The following is a 24,862-nucleotide window of genomic DNA, read 5'->3' on the forward strand; positions in this document are numbered from 1 at the left end:
TTTTATGATAATCCATACAGAAGTCAATGCTGATACTTCTTCCCTAAACTTTATGTCAGTACAAAAGATTCATGTAAGACGTTGGGAGATTATTGGTGATTATAGAAGAAGGGAGGAGTATTTACAGTATTTGCTTTCGCAATTATATGACTATTCAACTAAAAATAATTTTAATCTATACTTAGTATTAGGGGATGATTGCTTTAATGATAATAGTAGGATAATCCAATATTATAAACTTTGGAAATTGCTAAAAAAGCAACACCTAGAGGTTAGGAATGCAATTTATTCTGATGAGATTATGATCACGAAGAATAATAAAGTAAAATTTTTTGGTGGAATTCAAATATTAGATAGAGAATCTGTTCCAGGTATTGCTTCAATCTTGATAGAAAAACTAACAGCTCATTTATTATTGTTGCCAGAGGGACTTAAAGTTACAACTTTTTTACAGCCAGGTTTTTCAAAGATAATAGCTGAAAATAGCGAGTATATTGAGAATGTGGTTAGTAGTGGTGGAATTGTTTTATTCCGTGAAGGTCACTTTGACGATAGGAACACTGGTTTTATAGGTTTTGGGAGATTGTCCTTAATTACTAAAGATTTATTTGGAAAAACGAAATAAATCTAGATAAGCTAAAATCCTTAGATGTTGTAAGAATACGGAGAATATAGCAGAGCCTCTTGTAGTTGAAAATTTAGAGATTAAGAGGGATTCAGTTTTGAAACGAAAGGAGATAATATGGAATCAATCTTTTTAAAACTAGCCCAGTATCCAATAGTGGAGACAGAGCGTTTGTTGCTCCGACCTGTAACCTTGGATGATGCGGAAGCTATGTTTGAGTATGCCTCAGACAGAGAAAATACACGCTACACTTTTCCAACCAATCAAAGCTTGGAAGAAACCAAGAATAACATTGCTCAGTTCTACTTGGCTAATCCCTTGGGACGCTGGGGGATTGAACTAAAAAGCAATGGAAAATTTATTGGAACCATTGACCTACACAAGGTCGACCCTGTCCTTAAAAAGGCTGCAATCGGCTATATTATCAATAAAGACTATTGGAATCAAGGATTGACGACGGAAGCCAATCGAGCTGTGATTGAGCTGGCTTTTGAGAAGATTGGAATGAACAAGTTGACCGCCCTTCACGATAAGGAAAATCCTGCATCTGGCAAGGTCATGCAGAAATCAGGCATGCGCTTTTCCCATGCAGAACCATATGCTTGTATGGATCAACATGAAAAAAGTCGAATCGTCACAAGAGTTCATTATGTCTTGACCAAGGAAGACTATTTTGCAAATAAATAAGCAGTTGAAAAGATTTTTCAGCTGTTTTTTTCTTTCTCTTGCGAATAACTTAAGAGAGGAGAAAATATGGAAGTCATTATCGAGAAAATCAAAGAATATAAAATCATTGTCATCTGTGCAGGTTTGGGTTTGGCCTTAGGCGGTTTTTTCCTGCTAAAGCCAAGTTCACAAACATCTGTGAAAGAAACAAATTTGCCGGCTGAAGTTGCAGCCGTTTCAAAGGATTCATCGTCTGAAAAAGAAGTGAAGAAGGAAGAAAAGGAAGAATCTCCTGAACAAGATCTGATCACAGTAGATGTCAAAGGTGCTGTTAAATCGCCGGGGATCTATGATTTGCCAGTAGGGAGTCGGGTCCATGATGCTGTTCAAAAGGCAGGTGGATTGACAGAGGAAGCAGATAGCAAGTCGCTCAATCTAGCTCAGAAAATCAGTGATGAGGCTCTGGTTTACGTTCCTACAAAGGGAGAAGAAGCTAGTCAGCAGACTGCCTCTGGAACGACTCCTTCGACAAGTAAAGAAAAGAAGGTCAACCTAAACAAAGCTAGTCTGGAAGAGCTCAAGCAGGTCAAAGGACTGGGAGGTAAACGAGCCCAGGATATTATCGACCATCGTGAGGCAAATGGTAAGTTCAAGTCTGTAGACGAACTCAAGAAGGTCTCTGGTATTGGCGCAAAGACCATAGAAAAGTTAAAAGACTATGTTACAGTGGATTAAGAGTCTTCCTATCCCCTTAATCTATCTGGGTTTTCTATTACTTTGGCTTTACTATGCCATTTTCTCAGTATCTTATCTTGCTTTACTAGGCTTTGTTTTTTTGCTGCTCTGTCTCTTTCATCAATTTCCTTGGAAATCTGCAGGCAAAGTTTTAGCGATTTGTGGAGCCTTTGGCTTTTGGTTTCTGTTTCAAGCTTGGCAGCAGAGTCAAGCTAGTCAAAACCTAGCGGATTCTGTTGAGAGGGTACGAATTTTGCCAGATACCATCAAGGTCAATGGAGATAGTCTGTCCTTTAGGGGCAAGGCCGACGGCCGTACTTTCCAAGTCTACTATAAACTCCAGTCCGAGGAGGAGAAAGAGCAATTTCAGGCCTTGACAGATATTTATGAGATAGAACTAGAAGGAAAACTGTCCGAGCCAGAAGGCCAGAGAAATTTTGGTGGATTTGACTACCAAGCCTATCTGAAGACTCAGGGGATTTACCAGACACTAACTATCAAGAGAATCAAGTCACTTAAACAGGTTCGCAGTTGGGATATAGGAGAAAATCTGTCCAGTTTACGTCGAAAGGCTGTAGTTTGGATCAAGACGCACTTTCCAGATCCTATGCGGAACTACATGACGGGGCTTTTGCTAGGACATCTGGATACGGACTTTGAGGAGATGAATGAGCTTTATTCTAGTCTAGGGATTATCCATCTCTTTGCCTTGTCTGGTATGCAGGTGGGCTTTTTCATGGATGCCTTTAAGAAACTCCTATTACGATTGGGCTTGACTCAAGAAAAGTTGAAGTGGCTAACTTATCCTTTTTCCCTTATCTATGCAGGTCTGACAGGATTCTCGACTTCGGTCATTCGTAGTCTCTTGCAAAAGTTACTAGCCCAACATGGTGTTAAGGGCCTGGATAATTTCGCCTTGACGGTTCTTGTCCTCTTTATCATCATGCCCAACTTTTTCCTGACGGCAGGAGGTGTCTTGTCCTGTGCCTACGCTTTTATCTTGACTATGACAAGTAAAGAAGGGGAGGGGCTCAAGGCTGTTGCCAGAGAAAGTCTAGTCATTTCCTTAGGAATATTGCCCATTCTATCTTTCTATTTTGCAGAATTTCAGCCTTGGTCTATCCTTTTGACCTTTGTCTTTCCCTTTCTTTTTGACTTGATTTTCTTACCACTCTTATCTATCTTGTTTGCCTTTTCTTTTGTCTATCCTGCCGTTCAATTTAACCTTATCTTTGAATGGTTGGAGGGCATCATTCGCTTGGTTTCGCAGATGGCAAGCAGGCCTTTGGTCTTTGGACAACCCAATGCATGGCTATTGATTCTTCTCTTAGTTTCATTAGCCTTGGTCTATGATATGAGAAAAAATATCAAAAGACTAGCAGGGTTTAGTCTCTTTATCGTGGGGCTCTTTTTCTTGACCAAATATCCACTGGAAAATGAAATCACTATGCTGGATGTAGGGCAGGGGGAAAGTATTTTTCTACGGGATGTGACTGGTAAAACCATCCTCATAGATGTGGGAGGCAAGGCAGAATCTGATAAGAAAATCGAATCTTGGCAGAAGAAGGTAACTACTAGCAATGCCCAGAAAACCTTGATTCCTTATCTTAAAAGTCGAGGAGTAGCTAAGATTGACCAGCTGATCTTGACCAACACAGAGAAGGAACATGTTGGAGATTTGCTGGAGGTGACCAAGGCTTTCCATGTCGGGGAGATTTTAGTATCAAAAGGAAGTCTGACACAGAAGGAATTTGTAGCAGAACTACAAGCGACTAAAATCAAGGTACGCAGTGTGACAGCAGGGGAGAACTTGCCGATTTTTGGCAGTCAGTTAGAAGTATTATCTCCAAGGGAAATTGGAGAAGCTGATGCCGATGATTCCTTGGTTCTTCATGGAAAACTTTTGGATAAGCACTTTCTCTTTACTGGAAACTTGAAAGGGAAGGGAGAGAAAGAACTTTTAAAGCAATACCCTGACATAGAAGTGGATGTCTTGAAAGCAGGCCAGCATGGTGCTAAAACTTCATCAAATCCAGTTTTCCTAGAAAAACTCAAACCAGAGATCACTCTTATTTCAGTGGGTAAGAACAGTCGTGCCAAGCTCCCCCATCAGGAAACCTTGACACGATTGGAATCCATCAAGAGTAAGATTTACCGAACCGATCAGCAAGGAGCCATTCGCTTTAAAGGATGGAATAGTTGGCGAATGGAAAGTGTTCGTTAGGAAGGAAATGTTATATATTAGTGAAATAAACTGAAAATCTGTTGCATAATACTGAGAAAAACGATATAATGAAAGTGTTTTCAATAGTAATGATATAAAGGCAATGAAAACCTTGAAAAATCAGAAAAAGTTGTTTTATTAGCCAGTTTGTTATCTATTGATCTTTTTCAGTCCAGCGTATCTGCTGTGACAATCACTAAGTTATCGGTATGATTACAATACCGCTTGGAAGTATAGTATGAATCACCACAGACATAAAAATGTGTAAACATTTCAAGATGGTCTGCTTATTACTCTATAATGACTATAAAGTTGGTCCGATTGGCATTATGTTCGCTATGAGGTCATTAACTACTAGACAGGAAACTATTAATCGTTAAAAATTGAGAAAAAGGAGGGCTGGATATGTTAACTCTTACTCATGTTACCTTAAAAACGCGACAAGTCATCTTGCAAGATGCGGATTTCACCTTTAAAAAGGGTAGGATTTATGGCCTTCTTGCTATCAATGGCTCGGGAAAGACGACACTGTTCCGAGCTATTAGCAAGCTGCTTCCCCTTAGTAGTGGACATATCGCAGCCTCTCCTTCTTTGTTTTATTATGAGAGTGTTGAATGGCTGGATGGAAACTTAAGTGGGATGGACTACCTTCGTCTCATAAAGAACATCTGGAAGTCAGGCCTGAACTTGAGTGATGAAATCGCCTATTGGGAAATGGCTGACTATATCAGTCTTCCCATCCGCAAGTATTCCTTAGGGATGAAGCAACGCTTGGTGATTGCTATGTATTTTCTCAGTCAGGCGAAATGCTGGCTCATGGATGAGATTACAAATGGCTTAGACGAGTATTATCGACAGAAGTTTTTTGATAGACTGGCACAAATCAATAGACAAGAACAGATGGTTCTTTTGAGTTCCCACTACAAAGAGGAGTTAGTGGAGATTTGCGATAGCATGGTAACCATTCATCAGGGGCAGATAGAAGAGGTTCCGTTATGAAAGATATTAGCCTATTTTTGTTAAAGAAAGTTTTCAAAAGTCGTTTAAACTGGATTATCTTACTTTTATTTGCATCTGTACTCGGTGTTACCTTTTATTTAAATAGTCAGACTGCAAACTCACACAGCTTGGAGAGCAGGTTGGAAAGTCGCATTGCAGCCAACGAGAGGGCTATCAATGAAAATGAAGAGAAACTCTCCCAAATGTCTGATACCAGCTCGGAGGAATACCAGTTTGCTAAAAATAATTTAGACTTGCAAAAAAATCTTTTGACGCGAAAGACAGAAATTCTAACTTTACTAAAAGAAGGGCGCTGGAAAGAAGCCTACTATTTGCAGTGGCAAGATGAAGAGAAGGATTATGAATTTGTATCAAATGACCCGACTGCTAGCTCTGAATTAAAAATGGGGGTTGACCGCGAACGGAAGATTTACCAAGCCCTGTATCCCTTGAACATAAAGGCACATACTTTGGAGTTTCCGACCCACGGGATTGATCAGATTGTCTGGATTTTAGAGGCTATCATCCCAACCTTATTTGTGATTGGTATTATTTTTATGCTAACACAACTGTTCGCAGAAAGATATCAAAATAATCTCGACACAGCTCAGTTATATCCTTTTTCAAAAGTGGCATTTGCCATGTCCTCTCTTGGAGTTGGGGTGAGCTATGTAACCGTGCTGTTTATCGGAATCTGTGGATTTTCTTTTCTAGTGGGAAGTCTGATAAGTGGTGTTGGACAGTTAGATTATCCCTACCCGATCTATAGCTTAACGAATCAAGAAGTAACTATTGGGAAAATACAGGATGTGTTATTTCCTAGCTTGCTCTTAACTTTCTTAGCTTTTATCGTTATTGTGGAAGTCGTCTACTTGATTGCTTACTTTTTCAAGCAAAAAATGCCTGTCCTCTTTCTTTCACTCATTGGGATTGTTGGCTTATTGTTTGGTATCCAAACGATCCAGCCTCTTCAGAGTATTGCACATCTGATCCCCTTTACTTACTTGCGTTCAGTAGAGATTTTATCTGGAAGATTACCTAAGCAAATTGATAATATCAATCTAAATTGGAGCATGGGGATGGTCTTACTTCCTTGCCTGATTATCCTTTTGTTAGTGGGTATTCTATTTATCGAAAGATGGGGAAGTTCACAGAAAAAAGAATTTTTTAATAGATCCTAGCTTTCCTATAGGGAAAATAAGTAAAAACTAACATAGAGAGGGAATCAACTTGGTTCTCTCTTTTTGATGCGGACATCAAGAAGAAAACAGAAAGTTTTTTTAAAAAATGACTTTTTATCTTGACAAGGGAGAGAAATCTTGGTATCATATAAAAGTTGAGAAAAGCAGAAGTGAGAGCTTCTCGCCTTGTGACATCAAGTTGCCTGGCCCTACGGATGAAAAGTTTCTACGAAACGCTATCATAACGTGCGGGCTTGTATCATTACGAGCCCGCTCTTGTTTTTCTCTAATAATAAAAAAGAGGTGAAAACCATAGCAAAGCAAGACTTATTCATCAATGATGAAATTCGTGTACGTGAAGTTCGCTTGATCGGTCTTGAGGGAGAACAGCTAGGCATTAAGCCACTCAGCGAAGCACAAGCATTGGCTGATAGTGCAAATGTTGACTTGGTATTGATTCAACCCCAAGCAAAACCGCCTGTTGCTAAAATTATGGACTACGGTAAGTTCAAATTTGAGTACCAGAAGAAACAAAAAGAACAACGCAAAAAACAAAGCGTTGTGACCGTGAAAGAAGTTCGTTTGAGCCCAGTTATCGATAAGGGTGATTTCGAAACGAAACTTCGCAATGCTCGCAAGTTCCTTGAAAAAGGGAACAAAGTTAAGGTATCCATTCGCTTTAAAGGGCGTATGATCACCCATAAAGAGATTGGTGCAAAAGTTTTAGCCGAGTTTGCTGAAGCAACACAAGATATTGCAATCATCGAACAACGTGCTAAGATGGATGGACGCCAAATGTTCATGCAGTTGGCGCCAGCAACTGACAAAAAATAATTGTCAGAAAGTTAAATAAAGGAGAAAAAATCATGCCAAAACAAAAAACACACCGCGCATCAGCTAAACGTTTCAAACGTACAGGTTCTGGTGGACTTAAACGTTTCCGTGCTTACACTTCTCACCGTTTCCACGGAAAAACTAAGAAACAACGTCGTCATCTTCGTAAAGCATCTATGGTGCATTCAGGAGATTTCAAACGTATCAAAGCAATGCTTACTCGCTTGAAATAATAGCCTAACAGTAAGTAAACAATTCTAGGAAATATTTGGAGGAAATAAAACATGGCACGTGTTAAAGGTGGCGTTGTATCACGCAAACGTCGTAAACGTATTCTTAAATTAGCAAAAGGTTACTATGGAGCTAAACACATCTTGTTCCGTACTGCAAAAGAACAAGTAATGAACTCTTACTACTATGCATACCGTGACCGTCGTCAAAAGAAACGTGACTTCCGCAAATTGTGGATCACTCGTATCAATGCGGCAGCTCGTTTGAACGGACTTTCATACTCACAATTGATGCATGGTTTGAAATTGGCTGAAATCGAAGTTAACCGTAAAATGCTTGCTGACTTGGCTGTTAACGATGCAGCAGCTTTCACAGCTCTTGCAGATGCAGCTAAAGCAAAACTTGGTAAATAATTACTTTTAAGACTGGAACAGGATTGTCCCAGTCTTTTTAGAAATAAAGGAGAAAGCTATGGCTTCAAAAATGCTACACACTTGCTTGCGAGTAGAAAACCTTGAAAAATCAATCGCGTTTTATCAAGATGCTTTTGGATTTAAAGAATTGCGTCGCAGAGATTTTCCAGATCATGCCTTCACCATTGTCTATCTAGGACTTGATGGTGATGACTACGAGTTGGAGTTGACCTATAACTATGATCACGGTCCTTACGTGGTAGGTGATGGCTTTGCCCATATCGCCCTCAGTACACCTGACCTTGAGGCACTTCATCAAGAACATAGCGCGAAAGGCTATGAGGTGACAGAGCCAAAAGGCCTACCTGGAACCCCACCAAACTATTACTTTGTCAAGGATCCTGATGGCTACAAGGTCGAAGTGATTCGTGAAAAATAATCCAGTTCAGTCAAGTAGAATGTTCGTTTTCTACTTGACTTTTTTTCTTTGAAAGAGTATACTAATACAAATTTAACCTTTAAGGGGAGTCCAGAGAGACTCACAAGGTGTCAGATAAAAGGGATAGGGGGTACTCTGTGGGGACTTTTTAAGTGTGCGCATGAGTTCTAGCCTAACCCAACTGAGGCCTTGCATTAGCAAGGCTTTTTCTTTATCTGGTCCCCTTAAAATTTAAGGAGGAAAATCATGAATCCCACATGTAAGAAGCGTTTGGGTGCGATTCGTTTAGAAACCATGAAGGTGGTTGCACAGGAGGAAATCGCTCCAGCAATCTTTGAATTAGTCCTAGAAGGGGAAATGGTTGAAGCCATGCGAGCTGGCCAATTTCTCCATCTGCGCGTGCCTGATGATGCCCATCTCTTGCGTCGCCCTATTTCGATTTCGTCTATTGACAAGGCTAACAAGCAGTGTCGGCTCATTTATCGGATTGAAGGTGCTGGGACAGCTATTTTTTCAACATTAAGTCAGGGTGATACACTTGATGTGATGGGACCTCAGGGAAACGGTTTTGACTTGGCTGATCTGGACGACCAGAGCCAAGTTCTCCTCGTTGGAGGGGGGATTGGTGTTCCGCCCTTGCTTGAGGTGGCCAAGGAATTGCATGCGCGTGGTGTGAAAGTAGTAACAGTTCTCGGTTTTGCTAACAAGGATGCTGTTATTCTCGAAACGGAATTGGCCCAATATGGTCAGGTCTTTGTAACGACAGATGATGGTTCATATGGTATCAAGGGAAATGTGTCAGTCGTCATCAATGATTTAGAAAATCAGTTTGACGCCGTCTACTCATGTGGAGCTCCAGGAATGATGAAGTACATCAATCAGACCTTTTATAACCACCCAAGAGCCTATCTATCTTTGGAATCTCGTATGGCTTGCGGGATGGGGGCTTGCTATGCCTGCGTTCTAAAAGTGCCAGATAGTGAGACGGTCAGCCAACGCGTCTGTGAAGATGGTCCTGTCTTCCGTACAGGAACGGTTGTATTATAAGGAGAAAGTCATGACTATAAATCGTTTACAAGTTTCTCTACCAGGCTTGGAATTGAAAAACCCCATCATACCAGCATCAGGCTGTTTTGGTTTTGGTCAGGAGTATGCTAAGTACTATGATTTAGACCTTTTAGGCTCCATTATGATCAAGGCGACAACACTTGAACCCCGTTTTGGCAATCCAACTCCCAGGGTAGCAGAGACACCTGCTGGTATGCTCAATGCAATCGGCTTGCAAAATCCGGGTTTAGAAGCTGTTTTAGCTGAAAAGTTGCCTTGGCTGGAAAGAGAGTATCCTATGCTTCCCATCATCGCCAATGTTGCAGGCTTTTCAAAACAAGAGTATGCGGCCGTTTCTCGAGGAATTTCCAAGGCAACTAATGTAAAAGCTATCGAGCTCAATATCTCTTGTCCGAATGTGGATCACGGCAATCATGGACTTTTGATTGGGCAAGATCCTGATCTAGCTTATGAAGTAGTGAAAGCAGCGGTAGAGGCTTCTGATGTACCAGTTTATGTCAAACTGACCCCTAGTGTGACGGATATCGTTACTGTCGCAAAAGCAGCAGAAGACGCGGGGGCAAGTGGCTTAACCATGATCAATACTCTGGTTGGAATGCGCTTTGACCTCAAAACTAGAAAACCAATCTTAGCCAATGGAACGGGTGGGATGTCGGGCCCAGCAGTTTTTCCGGTCGCCCTCAAACTGATCCGACAAGTCGCCCAAACCACAGATCTTCCCATCATTGGAATGGGGGGAGTGGATTCGGCTGACGCAGCGCTAGAAATGTATCTGGCTGGGGCATCTGCCATCGGAGTTGGAACAGCCAACTTTACCAATCCTTATGCCTGTCCTGATATCATCGAACATCTACCAAAAGTCATGGACAAATACGGCATTAGCAGTTTGGAAGATCTCCGTAAGGAAGTCAAAGCCAGTCTGAGATAAGCTAGGTCTTCCTTATCGTCAACAAGAAATAGAATCTTCATCAATTTGTAATATTTCCGTTAGTTAACTATGTTACAATAGGTTTTATAAAATAGCAATAGTGTAGATCGTTTTCTACTGAGGAGAATAAAATGAAGAAGATACTACTTGCAAGTACTGTCGTTCTTTCTATGGCAGGATTTGCAAAGACATCTGTATATGCTGAAGAATCACAGGTTACGAAAAAAACTCAGACCACAGATGTGGTCGAGAAAAAAGAAGAAGCTGCTCCCAAGAAAGAAGTTCCTAAAGTCGAGGTGAAGAAAGAGCCGGCTGTAAAAGAGGAAAATCCTTCCAAAAAGGAAAAAAAAGAGGAAGTTATCAAGGAAGGTTGGCAGAAAGAACAAGGAAACTGGCGTTTTTATGAAAATAACCAGCCTGTCGTAAACTGGAAAAAAATTGGTGGTGTCTGGTATTACTTTGATAAAAACGGTATTGTGCTCAGTAATACTATAGTTGATGATTACCTTATCAAAGGTAACGGTGCTATGGCAGAAAATGATTGGGTGAAAATATCTGACAAGTGGTACTATGCTACAGCTTCAGGCAAGATTTCTCGCGACAAATGGGAAAAAATTGAAGGTGTCTGGTATTACTTTAATAAAGATGGTGTCATGCTTAGTCGCACTATCTACAATGACTATCTCTTCCAAGGTAGTGGTGCTATGGCGGAAAACGATTGGGTGAAAATATCTGACAAGTGGTACTATGCTACAGCTTCAGGCAAGATTTCTCACAACAAATGGGAAAAGATTGAAGGCGTCTGGTATTACTTTGATAAAGATGGTGTCATGCTTAGTCGCACCGTCTACAATGACTATCTCTTCCAAGGTAGTGGTGCTATGGCAGAAAACGATTGGGTAAAAATATCTGACAAGTGGTACTATGCTACAGCTTCAGGAAAAATTTCCCGCAACAAATGGGAAAAAATCAAAGGGACATGGTATTATTTTAATAGCGATGGCGTGATGGCAAGTAGTCAGTGGAAAAGTGACTACTATCTGAAAGATAGTGGTGCTATGGCGGAAAAAGAGTGGATTTTTGATAAATCCTACAATAGCTGGTTCTACTTGAAGTCAGGTGGGGCCTACGCTTCCCGTGAATGGATTGGTTCATACTACCTTAAATCTGGTGGTTATATGGCCAAAAATGAATGGATTTTTGACAAAGATTACGATGCTTGGTACTATCTAAAAGATGATGGTCGATATGTAACAGGTACTTTCACGATCAAAGGTAAAGAGTATTCCTTCCAGAATAATGGGAAGTGGATATCAGAGGCAAAATATTACAAAGTAAAACCGATTACTGCTTATGTTTATAGTGCTTCTGGTGAAAGATTGAGTTATGTATCACAGGGAACCATCGTCTCGCTTGGAGATGCCCAATCTAAAAAAGATAGTCAAATACCAGTCAATATTTCTGGTTTATCCGGCTTCATGAATAAAAGTGATTTAGTAGCTATTGATAAAGATAGTGAATTTGTCCCTCATTATACAAGTGATGGCAAGTATTTTTACCATGAGTTATCACCTTATGTAAGTCTCCGTGTTGCGCCACATAGCTCAGCTATGACTATTGGTAAGAAATATTATTCAACTGATGGAATTCATTTTGATGGTTTCACCATTGAAAATCCCTTCCTCTTTAGAAATTTAACTAAACCAAGTAATTACAGCGCAGCTGAATTGGATAAAATTTATTCTTTGATGAATATTCGGGATAGTCGCCTCGCTGGTAAGGGAGCTGTTTTTAAGGAAGCTGAGGAACGATATGGTGTAAATGCTCTTTACCTAATGGCTCATAGTGCACTTGAGAGTGCTTGGGGGCGGAGCCAGATTGCCAAGGATAAGAATAACTTCTTTGGAATTGCGGCTTATGATTCGAGCCCATATGCCTCAGCCAAAAAATTTGACGATGTGGACAAGGGAATTCTCGGAGCGGCCAAGTGGATTCGTGAAAATTACATTGACTATGGCAGAGACCACCTTGGAAACAAAGCGACAGGAATGAATGTTCGCTATGCTTCTGATCCATACTGGGGTGAGAAAATAGCCAGCATCATGATGACCATTAACAGCAAACTTGGTGGGAAAGACTAATCAAAAGAAATCAACGGTAACTACTGAAAAGTGGTTATCGTTTTTGTTTTGGACATTGGAAGAAAAATAGTATAATAACGGCCTCTTTATTCTTGAATAATTAACAAAATGATAGTAGAATGAAAGAGGAGATGTTAATCTAATTACTATATGAAAACAAAGGAGACTTTCATGAAAAAGTTACTATCCTTCTCAATTGCCTTGCTTTCGATTACAACACTAGTTGCATGTTCTGGACATAAGGTAGAATCAAAGGTTCCAGAAGAAAAAATTGAACAGAAGCAAATTAAGTTCGATGAAAAGTTATTTAAAGAAGCTGGACTCTTGCCTTTTAAAAATGAAAAGCAACTAGAACTTGGGGAATTGGATTCTAAATCACGCGCGACGGGTGCTCATATTCAACTCAAGGACAGCGATGAACCAACTGAGAAGAGAGAGCCTAAGATAAGTTATAACCCAGTTGGTTGGCACAATTATAATTTTTATTATGGAGATGGCTCTAAAAAGGCTTGGTTGATGAATCGTGGTCATTTGATTGGGTACCAGTTTAGCGGATTGAACGATGAAAAGAAAAACTTGGTTCCTATGACTAACTGGCTCAATGCTGGTACATATTATGGTACAGATAACACAAATCAAGAAAGCATGCTTTATTACGAAAATCGATTGGACTCTTGGTTGGCCAATCATCCGAACTACTATCTTGACTACAAGGTGACCCCAATCTATCAGAAAGATGAATTGATTCCGAGACAAATTGAATTGCAGTATGTGGGAATTGATGAAAATGGCAAACTCTTGGAAATCAAGTTGGGTGGTAGTAAGGAAAAGATTGATCAGTATTCTGTGACGCATGTCGTTTTAGACAATGTTTCAGCTAATGCGGAAATCAATTACTTGGACGGTACGGCTAAAAATACAGTTGAAAACAAAGAAGAAAAAGCTAAAAAAGAAGCTGAAGAAAAGGCCAAGAAGGAAGCTGAGGAAAAAGCCAAGAAAGAGGCTGAAGAAAAAGAAGCAGCTGAAAAGAAAGCAAAAGAAGAAGAACAGGAAAAAGCACGTCAGGCCGCACAAGAAAAGGAAGAAAGCCAAGAATCAAACTCGCAATCAACTAATTCAGGTGGCTACTTTAGAGATAAAAACGGAAGATGGCACAGACCAAATGGTAAATTTGCTTCTAAGAAAGAAATTAGAGAAGCGGGATTGCAGTGGTAGGAAGAATTTAGTAGATATACAGTCAAAAAGCCGTTGGAAAACGGTTTTTTGTTATAATTAATTAAATGAAGAATTTAGCATTAAAGGAGAAAAACTTGATGAGATACATAACTCTTGGTCAAGATGACAAAGAATTATCAGAAATTGTTCTCGGAATGATGAGAATAAAAGATAAGTCTGTAAAAGAAGTTGAAGAGCTTGTAGAAACAGCACTTTCTGTTGGAATCAATGCTTTTGACTTGGCTGATATTTATGGTCGTGGTCGTTGTGAAGAACTGTTAGGTATTGTCCTAAAAAATCGTTCAGATTTAAGAGAAAAGATGTGGATTCAGTCCAAATGTGGCATTCGCATTGAAGAATTTACCTATTTTGATTTTTCTAAGGACTATATTATAAAATCAGTTGACGGAATTTTGCAAAGATTGAAGATTGATCATCTAGATAGCTTGCTTCTTCATCGACCAGATGCTTTGATGGAATCTGACCAAGTAGCAGAAGCCTTTGATCTTCTTTATAAACAAGGTAAGGTCCGAGATTTTGGAGTTTCTAATCAAAATCCTATGATGATGGAGTTGCTTAAAAAAGATGTCAAGCAGCCGTTAGCTGTTAATCAACTACAATTGAGTGCGGCTTTTACTCCAGGATTCGAATCAGGTTTTCATGTTAATATGGAAGATAGTCAAGCAACTATGCGAGATGGCAGCGTTTTTGAATATTGCAAATTACACGATGTGGTCATTCAAGCATGGTCTGTCTTACAATTCGGGTATTTTAAAGGGAACTTTGTTGGTAATGAGAAATTTCAAGCTTTGAATCAAGTACTTGATCGTCTAGCTTTTAAATATGGAGTAACCCCTTCAACTATTGCCATTTCTTGGATATTGCGTTATCCAGCAAAAATGCAGGCAGTCGTAGGTACAACAAATCCTAAGCATTTGAGAGAAGTTAGCCAAGCGGCAAACTTTAGCTTAACAAGAAAAGAATGGTATGAAATTTATCTTGCAGCAGGGAATAATTTGCCGTAAGTAGAAGCAGATTTAAATAAATCACAGTCAAAAAGCCGTTGTAAAGCGGTTTTTTTGTTATAATGAAGGGGAGAATTATTGATATTAAAGGAGAAAAACATGACATTTGAAGAGATCCTGCCTGGATTAAAGGCTAAGAAAAAATACGTACGTACTGGTTGGGGAGGTGCTGAAAACTATGTCCAACTTTTTGACACTATCGAGCAAAACGGGGTTGCCCTTGAAGTGACACCTTATTTCCTAATCAACGTGTTTGGAGAAGGAGAAGGTTTTTCCATGTGGAGCCCGACACCATGTGATGTTTTGGCGACGGATTGGGTAGAAGTGCATGACTAGACGTGTATTGATCACGGGAGTGAGTTCAGGAATTGGTCTAGCTCAAGCTCGCCTCTTTTTAGAGAAGGGTTATCAAGTTTATGGTGTGGATCAAGGAGAAAATCCAGTTTTAGATGGTGATTTCCACTTTTTACAGAGAGATTTAACTCTTGACTTGGAGCCAATTTTTGACTGGTGCCCTCAGGTGGATGTTTTGTGCAATACTGCTGGAGTTTTGGATGCTTACAAACCACTTTTGGAACAGACAGCGCAGGAAATTCAAGAAATCTTTGAAATCAACTATGTGACTCCAGTTGAGATGACACGACATTATTTGACGCAAATGCTGGAAAGTAAAAAGGGAATCATCATCAATATGTGTTCGATTGCCTCAAGTCTAGCTGGTGGAGGTGGTCACGCCTATACTTCCTCTAAGCATGCCTTGGCTGGCTTTACCAAGCAGTTGGCTCTAGACTATGCAGAAGCTGGGATTCAGGTCTTTGGGATTTCTCCCGGAGCAGTCAAGACAGGTATGACTGCTGCAGACTTTGAACTAGGTGGATTGGCGGACTGGGTAGCTAGTGAAACGCCTATCAAGCGTTGGATTGAACCAAGTGAGATTGCTCAAGTTAGCCTTTTCTTGGCTAGCGGTCAGGCATCTGCCATGCAAGGACAAATCCTGACAGTGGATGGTGGCTGGAGTTTGAAGTAGGGGAATCTGATGGAAATCAAAAATCACTTTGGTGTTTATGGCGTTTGCTTTGAAAATGGGAAGTTACTCTGCATTGAGAAAACGAGAGGTCCTTATCGACATCGTTTTGATCTACCTGGTGGTAGCCAGGAAGTAGGTGAAGGGCTGACAGAAACCCTTAAGAGAGAAGTTCTGGAAGAGACAGGATATAAGCTTAAAGGTTACGCTAATCCTAGGATTTATGATGTGCTGGTTCAAGAAGATGGGCAAGACTTTGCAGTACACCATATCATGGCATTTTATGATATAGTACTTGATTTCGAACGCTATCAAAAATCACTTCCTCATGAAGTTCTTGATGGAAGTAATGATTCAGCAAATGCACTTTGGTTGAATTTGGAAGAAATTACTGCCGATAATGCTTCTCCTTTAGTGTTGCAGGTTAAGGCAGAGTTACTAGGATTTCCAGAATTAGATATGACAAGCTATAGAAATTGGAAGGTGAAGTAGGGGGATAATGGAACTATTTAAAACATGGAAGAAAAATATGGTTCTCTATGGTCTTAAATCCCAAATCGGAACTGTCTACCGAAACAGTGATAGGACAACAAGTTTTTATGATGTTGGGAATTTTCTATACCTAGCAGGGAAGTTGGATTCCAGATTTTGGGAAGATTTTTGTTAGAAAATATGGTTTAGATTATAAGATTATTATTTCAGAAAATACCAATTGGCAAGATTTTCTGCATCGGAAAGTGGGGCTAAATTCTTTTACTCGCTATTCTTTTAAAGATAAGACAAATTTTCAAGTTGAATTTCTAAATGATCTAGTTAGTCATTTAGAGGAAGGTTACAATATTGTGCCTATTGATAATCATATTTATACCTGCTTTTCTGAGGAAGAATGGTCACAAGATTTAAAGGGAGATTTTGAGTCCTATCAGGATTTTGCTTTAAAAGGTGGATTTGGCTTTGTGGTTCTTAAAAATAATGAACTGATTGCTGGGATTTCCTCAGGGTTAGTTTACCGTGGAGCAGTTGAAGTGGAAGTTGCAACTAGACCAAACGAACAAGGAAATGGCTTTGCTAAAAAGCTTGGTGCTGCAATGATTCTAGAGAGTTTAAATAGAGATATGTTTCCTCTTTGGGATGCTCATAACGAGGCTTCCAAAAAAGTAGCAGAATTTTTAGGATATGAGTTAGTTGAACCTTATGAAGCTTTTGAACTGGAAGAAAGTTTTATATAATAATATCTGATATTGTATCTTTTAAGACGAGGTGAATGGACATGCAAAACCAACTGGCTCTTAGTGGAGAAAAAATTATTAAAAAAGTTTATCCTCAGTTATTGCACCACGTCGGTATGATTCGTGGGGAATACTTGTTGAGAGAGCTTAACCAAAACATCCTGTTACCAAGTTGTCAGCAATTTATAAAAGATTATCTAGATACTATCTGTTCCCTATACTCAGATGAGGAGGTCTGGTATCGTTTTTCAGAATTAACGAATACAGAAGCTAATTATCTAAAGGGGACTAAAGAGTATTTTGATGAAAATCATCCCTTATTTGGATATAGAGGAACTAGGCGTTTATTGGCGTGTCCGAATGAATTTCAGGCTGAGGCACGTGTCGTTACAAAAGTTTATCAAACCAATCCCAATCTGTCTGTTATTTTTCCTTTTGTGAATGATGCTGAGCAGTTAAAGCAAGCTATTACAGTATTGCGTGAGCATGGTTTTACTGGGAAAATCGGCACAATGGTTGAATTACCGTCAGCTTATTTTGACTTGGACAGGATAATGGAAACTGGTATTTCAAAGATTATAGTTGGAATGAATGATTTGACTTCTTTTGTTTTTGCAACTGTGAGAAACAGTCAATGGCATGATGTGGAAAGTCCAATAATGTTAGATATGCTAAGAGATATGCAGAATAAAGCAAGGATAAAAAAGATTGACTTTGCTGTAGCAGGCTATCTGAATGCTTCTTTCATAGAAAAAATGAATCAGTTGGGTATCAAGTGCATTATCCACTACAGTTCTATTCCAGAGATTTTTAATTTAGAGATTGACCATCCAGACCACCTCAAACGTGTAAAAGAAGTAAGTAAAAAATTACAAAGGAGTAACCTATGACACCGCAAGAAATGTGGAAAGCATACAAGCAAATCAACCCCTCTATCGGCGATGAGATAGATGCCTGGGCTTTTGGAGTAGATGCCGATCTCTTGGCAGATTTGGTTTTAAAAGGCGAAAAGACAGCAACCGCCTCAGCCTACGATCTCTACGCATTAGAAGGCGAATCTCTACCACAAGAAGGGACCTTTGACATCATTTTAGATAGCCAAGATCGGGCTGTCTGTATTATCGAAATTACAAAGGTTTCCGTTCAGCCTTTTCATCAAGTGTCAGCCAACCATGCCTATAAGGAAGGGGAAGGAGACAAATCTCTGGCCTATTGGCGTCAGGTTCATGAGGAATTTTTCACTGAGTGGTTGAGGGAGGCTGGACTGACTTTTACACCTGACAGCAAGGTTGTTTTAGAAGAATTTCGCAAGGTCTACCCACTGTAGACCGCTAGGAGGAAGAAAGTTTTGGAAATCACCGTCCAATCCTTTTTTCTTAAGCAAAACATGATATAATAAGTTTGTTTGAAGAAGAGTAAAACTCTTAAACTTAGAATAGGAGAAAACTATGCAAGCAGTTGAACATTTTATTACGCAATTTGTTCCTGAACACTATGATTTATTTTTAGACTTGAGTCGTGAGACCAAAACGTTTTCTGGTAAGGTGACCATTACTGGTCAAGCACAGAGTGACCGTATTTCCCTTCACCAAAAAGACTTGGAAATCACTTCTGTAGAAGTCGCGGGTCGGGCTCGTCCATTTACAGTTGATCATGACAATGAAGCACTTCATATCGAATTAGCTGAGGCTGGTCAAGTTGAATTAGTCATTGCTTTTTCAGGAAAAATCACAGACAACATGACAGGGATTTACCCTTCTTACTACACAGTAGATGGTGTCAAGAAGGAAGTCTTGTCTACTCAGTTTGAGAGCCATTTTGCGCGTGAAGCCTTTCCGTGTGTAGATGAGCCAGAAGCCAAAGCAACCTTTGATCTCGCTCTTCGTTTTGATCAGGCAGAAGGTGAGTTGGCCTTGTCAAACATGCCTGAAATTGATGTTGAAAACCGGGAAACAGGTATCTGGAAGTTTGAGACAACACCTCGTATGTCTTCCTACTTGTTAGCCTTTGTAGCTGGTGATTTGCAAGGGGTGACCGCTAAAACTAAAAACGGTACTCTTGTAGGTGTCTACTCAACGAAAGCTCACCCACTATCTAACCTTGATTTCTCACTAGACATCGCCGTTCGCTCAATCGAATTTTACGAAGATTACTACGGAGTTAAGTACCCAATTCCTCAATCTCTCCATATCGCCCTTCCTGACTTCTCAGCAGGTGCTATGGAAAACTGGGGTCTTGTCACTTACCGTGAAGTTTACTTGGTTGTGGATGAGAACTCAACCTTTGCTAGCCGTCAGCAAGTTGCCCTTGTTATCGCTCACGAACTTGCCCATCAATGGTTTGGGAACCTCGTGACTATGAAATGGTGGGATGACCTCTGGCTTAATGAAAGCTTCGCTAACATGATGGAATACGTCTGTGTCGATGCCATCGAGCCAACTTGGAATATCTTTGAAGACTTCCAAACAGGTGGGGTTCCAGCTGCGCTTAAACGCGATGCGACGGATGGTGTGCAGTCTGTTCACGTCGAAGTCAAACACCCAGATGAAATCAATACGCTCTTTGATGGCGCTATCGTCTATGCCAAAGGAAGCCGTCTCATGCACATGCTTCGTCGTTGGCTCGGCGATGCTGATTTTGCCAAAGGCTTGCATGCCTACTTTGAAAAGCACCAATATGGAAATACCATTGGTCGTGACCTATGGAATGCCCTTGGACAAGCATCAGGGCGTGATGTTGCAGCCTTCATGGACTCTTGGTTGGAACAGCCTGGCTATCCAGTTCTCACTGTCAAAGTTGAAAATGACGTCTTGAAGATTTCACAAAAACAATTCTTCATCGGTGAGCATGAAGACAAGAATCGTCTCTGGGTTGTGCCACTCAACAGCAACTGGAAAGGTCTACCAGATACACTCGAAACTGAAAGTATCGAAATCCCTGGCTACGCAGCTCTTCTTGCTGAAAATAAAGGAGCTCTTCGTCTCAACACTGAAAATACTGCCCACTATATTACCGACTATCAAGGAGACTTGTTAGAAGCTGTTCTTGCTGAGTTAGAAACACTTGATAACACAAGCAAACTGCAAATTGTTCAAGAACGTCGTTTGTTGGCTGAGGCAGGACACATTTCTTATGCAGCCTTGCTTCCAGTCCTTGATAAACTAGCTAAGGAAGAGTCTTACCTTGTTGTTTCAGCTGTTTCTCAAGTGATTTCTGCCCTTGAGCGCTTTATTGATGAAGGAACAGAAACTGAGAAAGCCTTTAATACACTCGTTGCTAAATTGGCTCGTCACAATTATGACCGTCTTGGTTTTGAAGCCAAAGATGGTGAATCAGATGAGGATGAATTGGTTCGTCAATTGACCATTTCCATGATGATTCGCTCCAATGATGCAGGAGCTAGTCAAGTCGCTAGCCAAATCTTTGCAGCTCACAAGGAAAATCTTGCAGGACTTCCAGCAGCCATCCGTGCACAAGTTCTCATCAATGAAATGAAACACCATGAGACCAAGGACTTGGTCGCAACTTATCTGGACCTCTACACTCATGCCACAGATGCTGTCTTCAAACGCCAGTTGGCAGCTGCTCTTGCCTACAGCACAGATGCTGATAATATCCAAACCTTGATTCGTTCATGGAAGGATAAATTTGTGGTCAAACCACAAGACCTTTCTTCATGGTACCTTCAATTCCTCGGACACAAGGCTACTCAAGAAACTGTTTGGGTCTGGGCGCGAGAAAACTGGGATTGGATCAAGGCAGCCCTTGGTGGTGACATGAGCTTTGACAGCTTTGTCATCTTCCCATCGCATATCTTTAAAACAGATCAACGCTTGGCTGAGTACAAGGAATTCTTTGAACCACAACTCTCGGACCTTGCTCTTAGCCGAAACATTCGTATGGGGATCAAGGATATCGCAGCGCGTGTTGACTTGATTAAGCGTGAGAAAGCAGCAGTAGAAACTGTTGTAGCTCAATATGCCAAAGCTTAATTCATTCGAAATATAAATAAAAACTCAACTTTCTATCTCAAAAGAAGAGAGAGTTGAGTTTTTTTTAAGGCAATTTTGGTATAATAATCATAACAAGGAGGAGTTTCTGATGATAAAAATCTTACTAGTAGAAGATGACCTAGGTCTGTCAAACTCAGTATTTGACTTTTTAGATGATTTTGCAGATGTCATGCAGGTCTTTGATGGAGAAGAAGGTCTCTACGAAGCTGAAAGTGGCGTTTATGACTTGATTTTGCTTGATCTGATGTTGCCTGAAAAAAATGGCTTCCAAGTTTTGAAAGAGTTGCGCGAAAAAGGAATTACAACACCAGTCCTTATCATGACTGCCAAAGAGAGTTTGGATGATAAGGGACACGGTTTTGAGCTTGGAGCGGATGACTACCTCACCAAACCTTTCTACCTAGAAGAACTCAAAATGCGGATCCAAGCCCTTCTCAAACGTTCAGGTAAGTTTAACGAAAACACCTTGACCTATGGGGATATTGTCGTTAACCTTTCAACGAATGAAGTGAAAGTGGAAGATACTCCTGTAGAACTGCTCGGGAAAGAGTTTGAGTTATTGGTTTACTTCCTTCAAAATCAAAATGTTATTCTTCCCAAGACACAAATTTTTGACCGTCTATGGGGATTTGATAGCGATACGACGATTTCCGTTGTAGAAGTCTATGTCTCAAAAGTTCGTAAGAAATTGAAGGGAACAGCCTTTGCTGAAAATCTTCAAACCTTGCGTAGTGTCGGGTATATTTTAAAAGATGTTCAATAAACTAAAAAAAACATGGTACGCAGATGATTTTAGCTATTTCATTCGAAACTTCGGAGTTTTCACCCTGATCTTCTCTGCTATGACCTTGATTATCCTCCAGGTCATGCACTCGAGTCTCTATACTTCTGTAGATGAAAAACTCCAAGCCCTTAGCACTAGCCCTCAGGTGGTTATCCAATTAGCCCTTAATCGGGCAACTGAAGAAGTCAAAGATATTCAACCAGCAACAGCGGATGCCAGCAAGGCTGAAATCAAGCCCAATGTCAGCTCCAATACGGAAGTCTTGCTCTTTGACAAGGATTTTAACCAACTCTTACTGGGTAACCGCTTTTTAGGCTTGGACAAGATCAAACTGGACAGAAAAGAGTTGAATCATATTCGGCAAATCCAAGTTGTCAATAGCTACGGTCAGGAAGAAACCTACCGGATGATCTTGATGGAAACAAATTCGTCCACTGTTTCAAGCAATGTTAAATATGCGGCGGTTCTAATCAATACCAGCCAGCTTGAGCAAATCAGCCAAAATCACGAGCATTTAATTGTTGTAGTCATGGCTAGTTTCTGGCTCCTGTCTTTAATTGCCAGTGTTTACCTTGCCCGTGTCAGTGTCAAACCCTTGCTGGAAAGTATGCAAAAGCAGAAGTCCTTTGTTGAAAATGCAAGCCACGAACTGAGAACACCTTTGGCCGTTTTACAAAATCGTTTAGAAAATCTCTTTCGAAAACCAGAAGCGACGATCATGGAATCCAGCGAAAGTATTGCTTCCAGTCTTGAAGAAGTTCGCAACATGCGTTTCCTCACGACCAATCTTCTCAACCTTGCACGTCGAGATGATGGAATCAAACCAGAAATAGCAGTAGTTTCTCCACAATTCTTTAAAACAACCTTTGCCAACTATGAGTTAATTGCTTCTGAAAATGATCGTATTTTTGAGTATGAAAATCGAATTTATCGTCCATTCATGACCGATCAGTTGCTCTTAAAACAACTCATGACCATCTTGTTTGATAATGCCATCAAGTATACCGAAGAAGATGGGAAAATTGAGTTTGTAGTTCATGCTACAGATCGTCACCTCTATCTTACAGTAACGGATAACGGAATTGGAATTTCAGCTCCTGATAAGAAGAAAATCTTTGACCGCTTTTACCGTGTGGACAAGGCGAGAACCCGTCAGAAAGGTGGCTTTGGTCTTGGACTATCTTTGGCCAAGCAGATTGTTGATGCCTTACGAGGAACGATTAGCGTCAAAGATAACAAGCCTAGAGGAACGATTTTTGAAGTTAAAGTCGCTATCCAATCTCCTCCAAAACGAAAGAATAAATAAAAAAGACAGTTTTATAACTGTCTCAGATAACTAGAAAAGAGGTTGGTAGTAGTACCAACCTTTATTTTGAAAATTTTCGTTTCATCATCTTTCGTTGAAGTTGTAAAAGGGCGAAGCTTGTCCCCATTGCAGCGACAAAGGATAAAGCTGTATTTAGTTTTAAGGCCAAAAAGATAAAGCTAAAAAGCACCATAAAAATACAAAAACAAGCAATATTTACAAAAAATAAAATCTCTTTTAGGTTAGGGCCGACTGGGGTTTCATGTGTATAATCTTGATAAAGCGGAGTTTGTTTCGATTCGGGAGCTTGTTCAAACTCATAAGCTTCTAATTTTCTTGCGGGCATGATTCTCTCCTTAACAGTACCTAACTATTTTATCATTTTTTATGCAGAGAATTGTTACAGAATGGTTACAAAACTACTAAAGTCTCTTATCATCTTCTAAGTCACTCTTCTTGACACCCACTAGAGAAAGTGATAGCATGGATGTCACACTTAAAACAGATGACCCGACCTTACCTAACATACAGGATAGGGAAGGGATAACTTATATAAATTGATAGCAAGCTGAGGCTTCCTCCTAAGATGATTTGTTAAGTTGCTACCTAGATACTTTTGAAGAGTATTGGTAGGAGTTGTTTTGAATGGATGGAAGGACAGAGATTCTGTCTATTGGATTGGGTGGCCTTCTTGCTACCTCTGGGGAAAGTTAAAGGAGATAAGCATGTATCTTGCTATCAAAGAGATATTACGAAACAAACTTCGATATAGTTTGATTCTAACTACCATTTTTCTTATCGCTTTTATGGTCTTTTTTATGACCAGTTTAGCTCTTGGTCTTGTGCGAAACAACCGAGCCGCTATTGATAACTGGCAAGCGACGGGTGTGGTTTTATCTGACTACGCAAATGATAATTTGACGGCATCTTTTATTCCTGAAAAGGACTACAAGGATAAGAGTTCTGAAGAGGCTGCTCCATTGGGCTATATGTTCGCTGTGACCAATCTAGTCGATGGTAGTGAAAAGGTCAATGTTTCCATTTTTGCTCAAGACTGGGACTCTTTTATCTCTCCTAGTTTGACGGAGGGTCGTTATCCTGAAGGAGATGATGAGGTTGTCGTGGATCAGTCTTTTGAAAACTATGGGATTAAGCTAGGCGATGCCATTCAGCTCAATGGAAGCGAGGCAAGTTACAAGATTGTAGGCCTGACTCAAGGAAATAAATTTTTCACTGAGCCTGTTGTCTTTACGAGTCTGACGACTTATTGGACATTACAAGGAACCTTGAAAGCCAATCGTTCCATCTCTGCCTTGGTATTGAAAAATGACATAGAAGTGGCTGGCGATGGTCTGAAACAGATTTCCATTCCAAAAATGATATCAAAAATTCCTGGGTACACACCTCAGGTTAATGTATTTTCAGGAATGATTCTTGCTATGATTGTCATTACAGGCTTGATTGTGGGGATTTTTGTTTATATCATTACCATCCAAAAACTAGGACTTTATGGAATAATGCGGGCTCAAGGGATACAGACCAAAACCATTGTATGGTCTCTTTTCTGTCAAATCTTCCTCCTAGCTGGTATGGGGATTGCTTTAGCCTTGCTGGCAATCGGAGGAGTGATTTTAGTCTTACCAGCTACCTTCTTTTTCTATCCAAGTTGGATAGCTTACTCTGTCCTAAGCTTGGTAATTTCCTTGATGGCCCTTCTAGGTGGTGTCATTTCACTTCCACGCTTGCTAAAGGTGGACCCGATTACTGCGATTGCAGAATGAT

At 40.3% G+C, this 24,862-nt stretch carries 25 protein-coding genes, 1 pseudogene and 1 other annotated feature; of the genes and pseudogenes, 25 read left to right on the forward strand and 1 reads right to left on the reverse strand.

Annotated elements, in window-relative coordinates; translation table 11 throughout:
* Window positions 1-4 precede the first annotated feature (4 nt).
* The 24 genes and pseudogenes from D8805_RS00855 to D8805_RS00975 all read left to right on the forward strand — a co-directional run bounded on the left by D8805_RS00855 (window position 5) and on the right by D8805_RS00975 (window position 23,080).
* Entirely contained in the window at window positions 5-625 is a 621-nt protein-coding gene (locus D8805_RS00855) for a hypothetical protein (protein WP_125415110.1), read from the forward strand.
* A gap of 117 nt (window positions 626-742) precedes the next feature.
* Window positions 743-1,312, forward strand: coding sequence for a GNAT family N-acetyltransferase (locus D8805_RS00860; RefSeq protein ID WP_125415111.1), 570 nt, complete (start codon window positions 743-745; stop codon window positions 1,310-1,312).
* Between the two features lie 66 nt (window positions 1,313-1,378).
* On the forward strand, window positions 1,379-2,026 hold the full coding sequence (locus D8805_RS00865) for a helix-hairpin-helix domain-containing protein (protein WP_000452007.1): 648 nt from the start codon (window positions 1,379-1,381) through the stop codon (window positions 2,024-2,026).
* Window positions 2,010-4,250 carry a DNA internalization-related competence protein ComEC/Rec2 gene (locus D8805_RS00870; protein WP_125415112.1) on the forward strand — a complete coding sequence of 747 codons (2,241 nt, stop codon included), beginning with the start codon at window positions 2,010-2,012 and terminating at the stop codon, window positions 4,248-4,250. The genes D8805_RS00865 and D8805_RS00870 overlap by 17 nt, the downstream gene beginning before the upstream one ends.
* A gap of 405 nt (window positions 4,251-4,655) precedes the next feature.
* On the forward strand, window positions 4,656-5,249 hold the full coding sequence (locus D8805_RS00880; protein WP_125415113.1) for an ATP-binding cassette domain-containing protein: 594 nt from the start codon (window positions 4,656-4,658) through the stop codon (window positions 5,247-5,249).
* A complete protein-coding gene (locus D8805_RS00885) occupies window positions 5,246-6,430 on the forward strand; it encodes a hypothetical protein (protein WP_125415114.1) in 1,185 nt (394 codons plus the stop codon). The genes D8805_RS00880 and D8805_RS00885 overlap by 4 nt, the downstream gene beginning before the upstream one ends.
* 156 nt (window positions 6,431-6,586) lie before the next feature.
* Window positions 6,587-6,718 (forward strand) — a sequence feature (ribosomal protein L20 leader region).
* A 15-nt stretch (window positions 6,719-6,733) separates the two neighbouring features.
* The gene (gene infC, locus D8805_RS00890) at window positions 6,734-7,264 is read left to right on the forward strand and encodes a translation initiation factor IF-3 (protein ID WP_007521573.1); all 531 of its coding nucleotides are present in this window, start codon (window positions 6,734-6,736) and stop codon (window positions 7,262-7,264) included.
* Between the two features lie 32 nt (window positions 7,265-7,296).
* A complete protein-coding gene (rpmI, locus tag D8805_RS00895; RefSeq protein WP_001125942.1) occupies window positions 7,297-7,497 on the forward strand; it encodes a 50S ribosomal protein L35 in 201 nt (66 codons plus the stop codon).
* A gap of 51 nt (window positions 7,498-7,548) precedes the next feature.
* Window positions 7,549-7,908 (forward strand): 50S ribosomal protein L20, encoded by a 360-nt coding sequence (gene rplT / locus D8805_RS00900; RefSeq protein ID WP_000124830.1) that lies wholly within the window; start codon window positions 7,549-7,551, stop codon window positions 7,906-7,908.
* A gap of 58 nt (window positions 7,909-7,966) precedes the next feature.
* Window positions 7,967-8,347 carry a lactoylglutathione lyase gene (gene gloA / locus D8805_RS00905; protein WP_125415115.1) on the forward strand — a complete coding sequence of 127 codons (381 nt, stop codon included), beginning with the start codon at window positions 7,967-7,969 and terminating at the stop codon, window positions 8,345-8,347.
* Between the two features lie 246 nt (window positions 8,348-8,593).
* A complete protein-coding gene (locus tag D8805_RS00910; protein ID WP_125415116.1) occupies window positions 8,594-9,394 on the forward strand; it encodes a dihydroorotate dehydrogenase electron transfer subunit in 801 nt (266 codons plus the stop codon).
* Window positions 9,357-10,343: a dihydroorotate dehydrogenase gene (locus D8805_RS00915; RefSeq protein ID WP_312023347.1), complete on the forward strand. Its 987-nt coding sequence runs from the start codon at window positions 9,357-9,359 to the stop codon at window positions 10,341-10,343. Before D8805_RS00910 ends, D8805_RS00915 begins: the two co-directional genes overlap by 38 nt.
* 131 nt (window positions 10,344-10,474) lie before the next feature.
* Complete coding sequence (locus D8805_RS00920; RefSeq protein ID WP_125415118.1) at window positions 10,475-12,484, forward strand: glucosaminidase domain-containing protein; 2,010 nt, start codon at window positions 10,475-10,477, stop codon at window positions 12,482-12,484.
* 171 nt (window positions 12,485-12,655) lie between these two features.
* Complete coding sequence (locus D8805_RS00925; protein ID WP_093584962.1) at window positions 12,656-13,699, forward strand: DNA/RNA non-specific endonuclease; 1,044 nt, start codon at window positions 12,656-12,658, stop codon at window positions 13,697-13,699.
* Window positions 13,700-13,797: 98 nt separating this feature from the next.
* Window positions 13,798-14,724 carry an aldo/keto reductase gene (locus D8805_RS00930; protein WP_093584966.1) on the forward strand — a complete coding sequence of 309 codons (927 nt, stop codon included), beginning with the start codon at window positions 13,798-13,800 and terminating at the stop codon, window positions 14,722-14,724.
* Window positions 14,725-14,823: 99 nt separating this feature from the next.
* Window positions 14,824-15,060, forward strand: a complete 237-nt coding sequence (locus D8805_RS00935; protein WP_045591612.1) for a DUF2829 domain-containing protein — start codon at window positions 14,824-14,826, stop codon at window positions 15,058-15,060.
* Window positions 15,053-15,751: a 3-oxoacyl-ACP reductase gene (locus tag D8805_RS00940; protein ID WP_093584969.1), complete on the forward strand. Its 699-nt coding sequence runs from the start codon at window positions 15,053-15,055 to the stop codon at window positions 15,749-15,751. The genes D8805_RS00935 and D8805_RS00940 overlap by 8 nt, the downstream gene beginning before the upstream one ends.
* Window positions 15,752-15,760: 9 nt before the next feature.
* Complete coding sequence (locus D8805_RS00945) at window positions 15,761-16,240, forward strand: NUDIX hydrolase (RefSeq protein WP_093584972.1); 480 nt, start codon at window positions 15,761-15,763, stop codon at window positions 16,238-16,240.
* Window positions 16,241-16,247: 7 nt separating this feature from the next.
* Window positions 16,248-16,977: pseudogene (locus D8805_RS00950) on the forward strand (GNAT family N-acetyltransferase).
* 41 nt (window positions 16,978-17,018) lie between these two features.
* Window positions 17,019-17,867 (forward strand): putative PEP-binding protein, encoded by an 849-nt coding sequence (locus D8805_RS00955; protein WP_125415119.1) that lies wholly within the window; start codon window positions 17,019-17,021, stop codon window positions 17,865-17,867.
* Window positions 17,864-18,304 carry an ASCH domain-containing protein gene (locus D8805_RS00960; protein WP_093584975.1) on the forward strand — a complete coding sequence of 147 codons (441 nt, stop codon included), beginning with the start codon at window positions 17,864-17,866 and terminating at the stop codon, window positions 18,302-18,304. The genes D8805_RS00955 and D8805_RS00960 overlap by 4 nt, the downstream gene beginning before the upstream one ends.
* Before the next feature lie 121 nt (window positions 18,305-18,425).
* Window positions 18,426-20,969: a M1 family metallopeptidase gene (locus D8805_RS00965; protein ID WP_125415120.1), complete on the forward strand. Its 2,544-nt coding sequence runs from the start codon at window positions 18,426-18,428 to the stop codon at window positions 20,967-20,969.
* A 109-nt stretch (window positions 20,970-21,078) separates the two neighbouring features.
* Window positions 21,079-21,753, forward strand: coding sequence for a two-component system response regulator CiaR (gene ciaR / locus D8805_RS00970; protein ID WP_000590630.1), 675 nt, complete (start codon window positions 21,079-21,081; stop codon window positions 21,751-21,753).
* Window positions 21,743-23,080 (forward strand): sensor histidine kinase, encoded by a 1,338-nt coding sequence (locus D8805_RS00975; protein WP_125415121.1) that lies wholly within the window; start codon window positions 21,743-21,745, stop codon window positions 23,078-23,080. The genes ciaR and D8805_RS00975 overlap by 11 nt, the downstream gene beginning before the upstream one ends.
* A 61-nt stretch (window positions 23,081-23,141) precedes the next feature.
* Here D8805_RS00975 and D8805_RS00980 read toward each other — a convergent pair whose 3' ends face one another.
* Window positions 23,142-23,426: a DUF3270 domain-containing protein gene (locus D8805_RS00980; RefSeq protein WP_125415122.1), complete on the reverse strand. Its 285-nt coding sequence runs from the start codon at window positions 23,424-23,426 to the stop codon at window positions 23,142-23,144.
* A gap of 379 nt (window positions 23,427-23,805) precedes the next feature.
* Between D8805_RS00980 and D8805_RS00985 the strand changes: the two genes are divergently transcribed.
* The gene (locus D8805_RS00985) at window positions 23,806-24,861 is read left to right on the forward strand and encodes an ABC transporter permease (protein ID WP_125415123.1); all 1,056 of its coding nucleotides are present in this window, start codon (window positions 23,806-23,808) and stop codon (window positions 24,859-24,861) included.
* The last annotated feature ends 1 nt before the right edge of the window (window position 24,862 follow it).

The sequence above is a fragment of the Streptococcus oralis subsp. dentisani genome, from assembly GCF_003944205.1.
Lineage (GTDB): Bacteria > Bacillota > Bacilli > Lactobacillales > Streptococcaceae > Streptococcus > Streptococcus oralis_BH.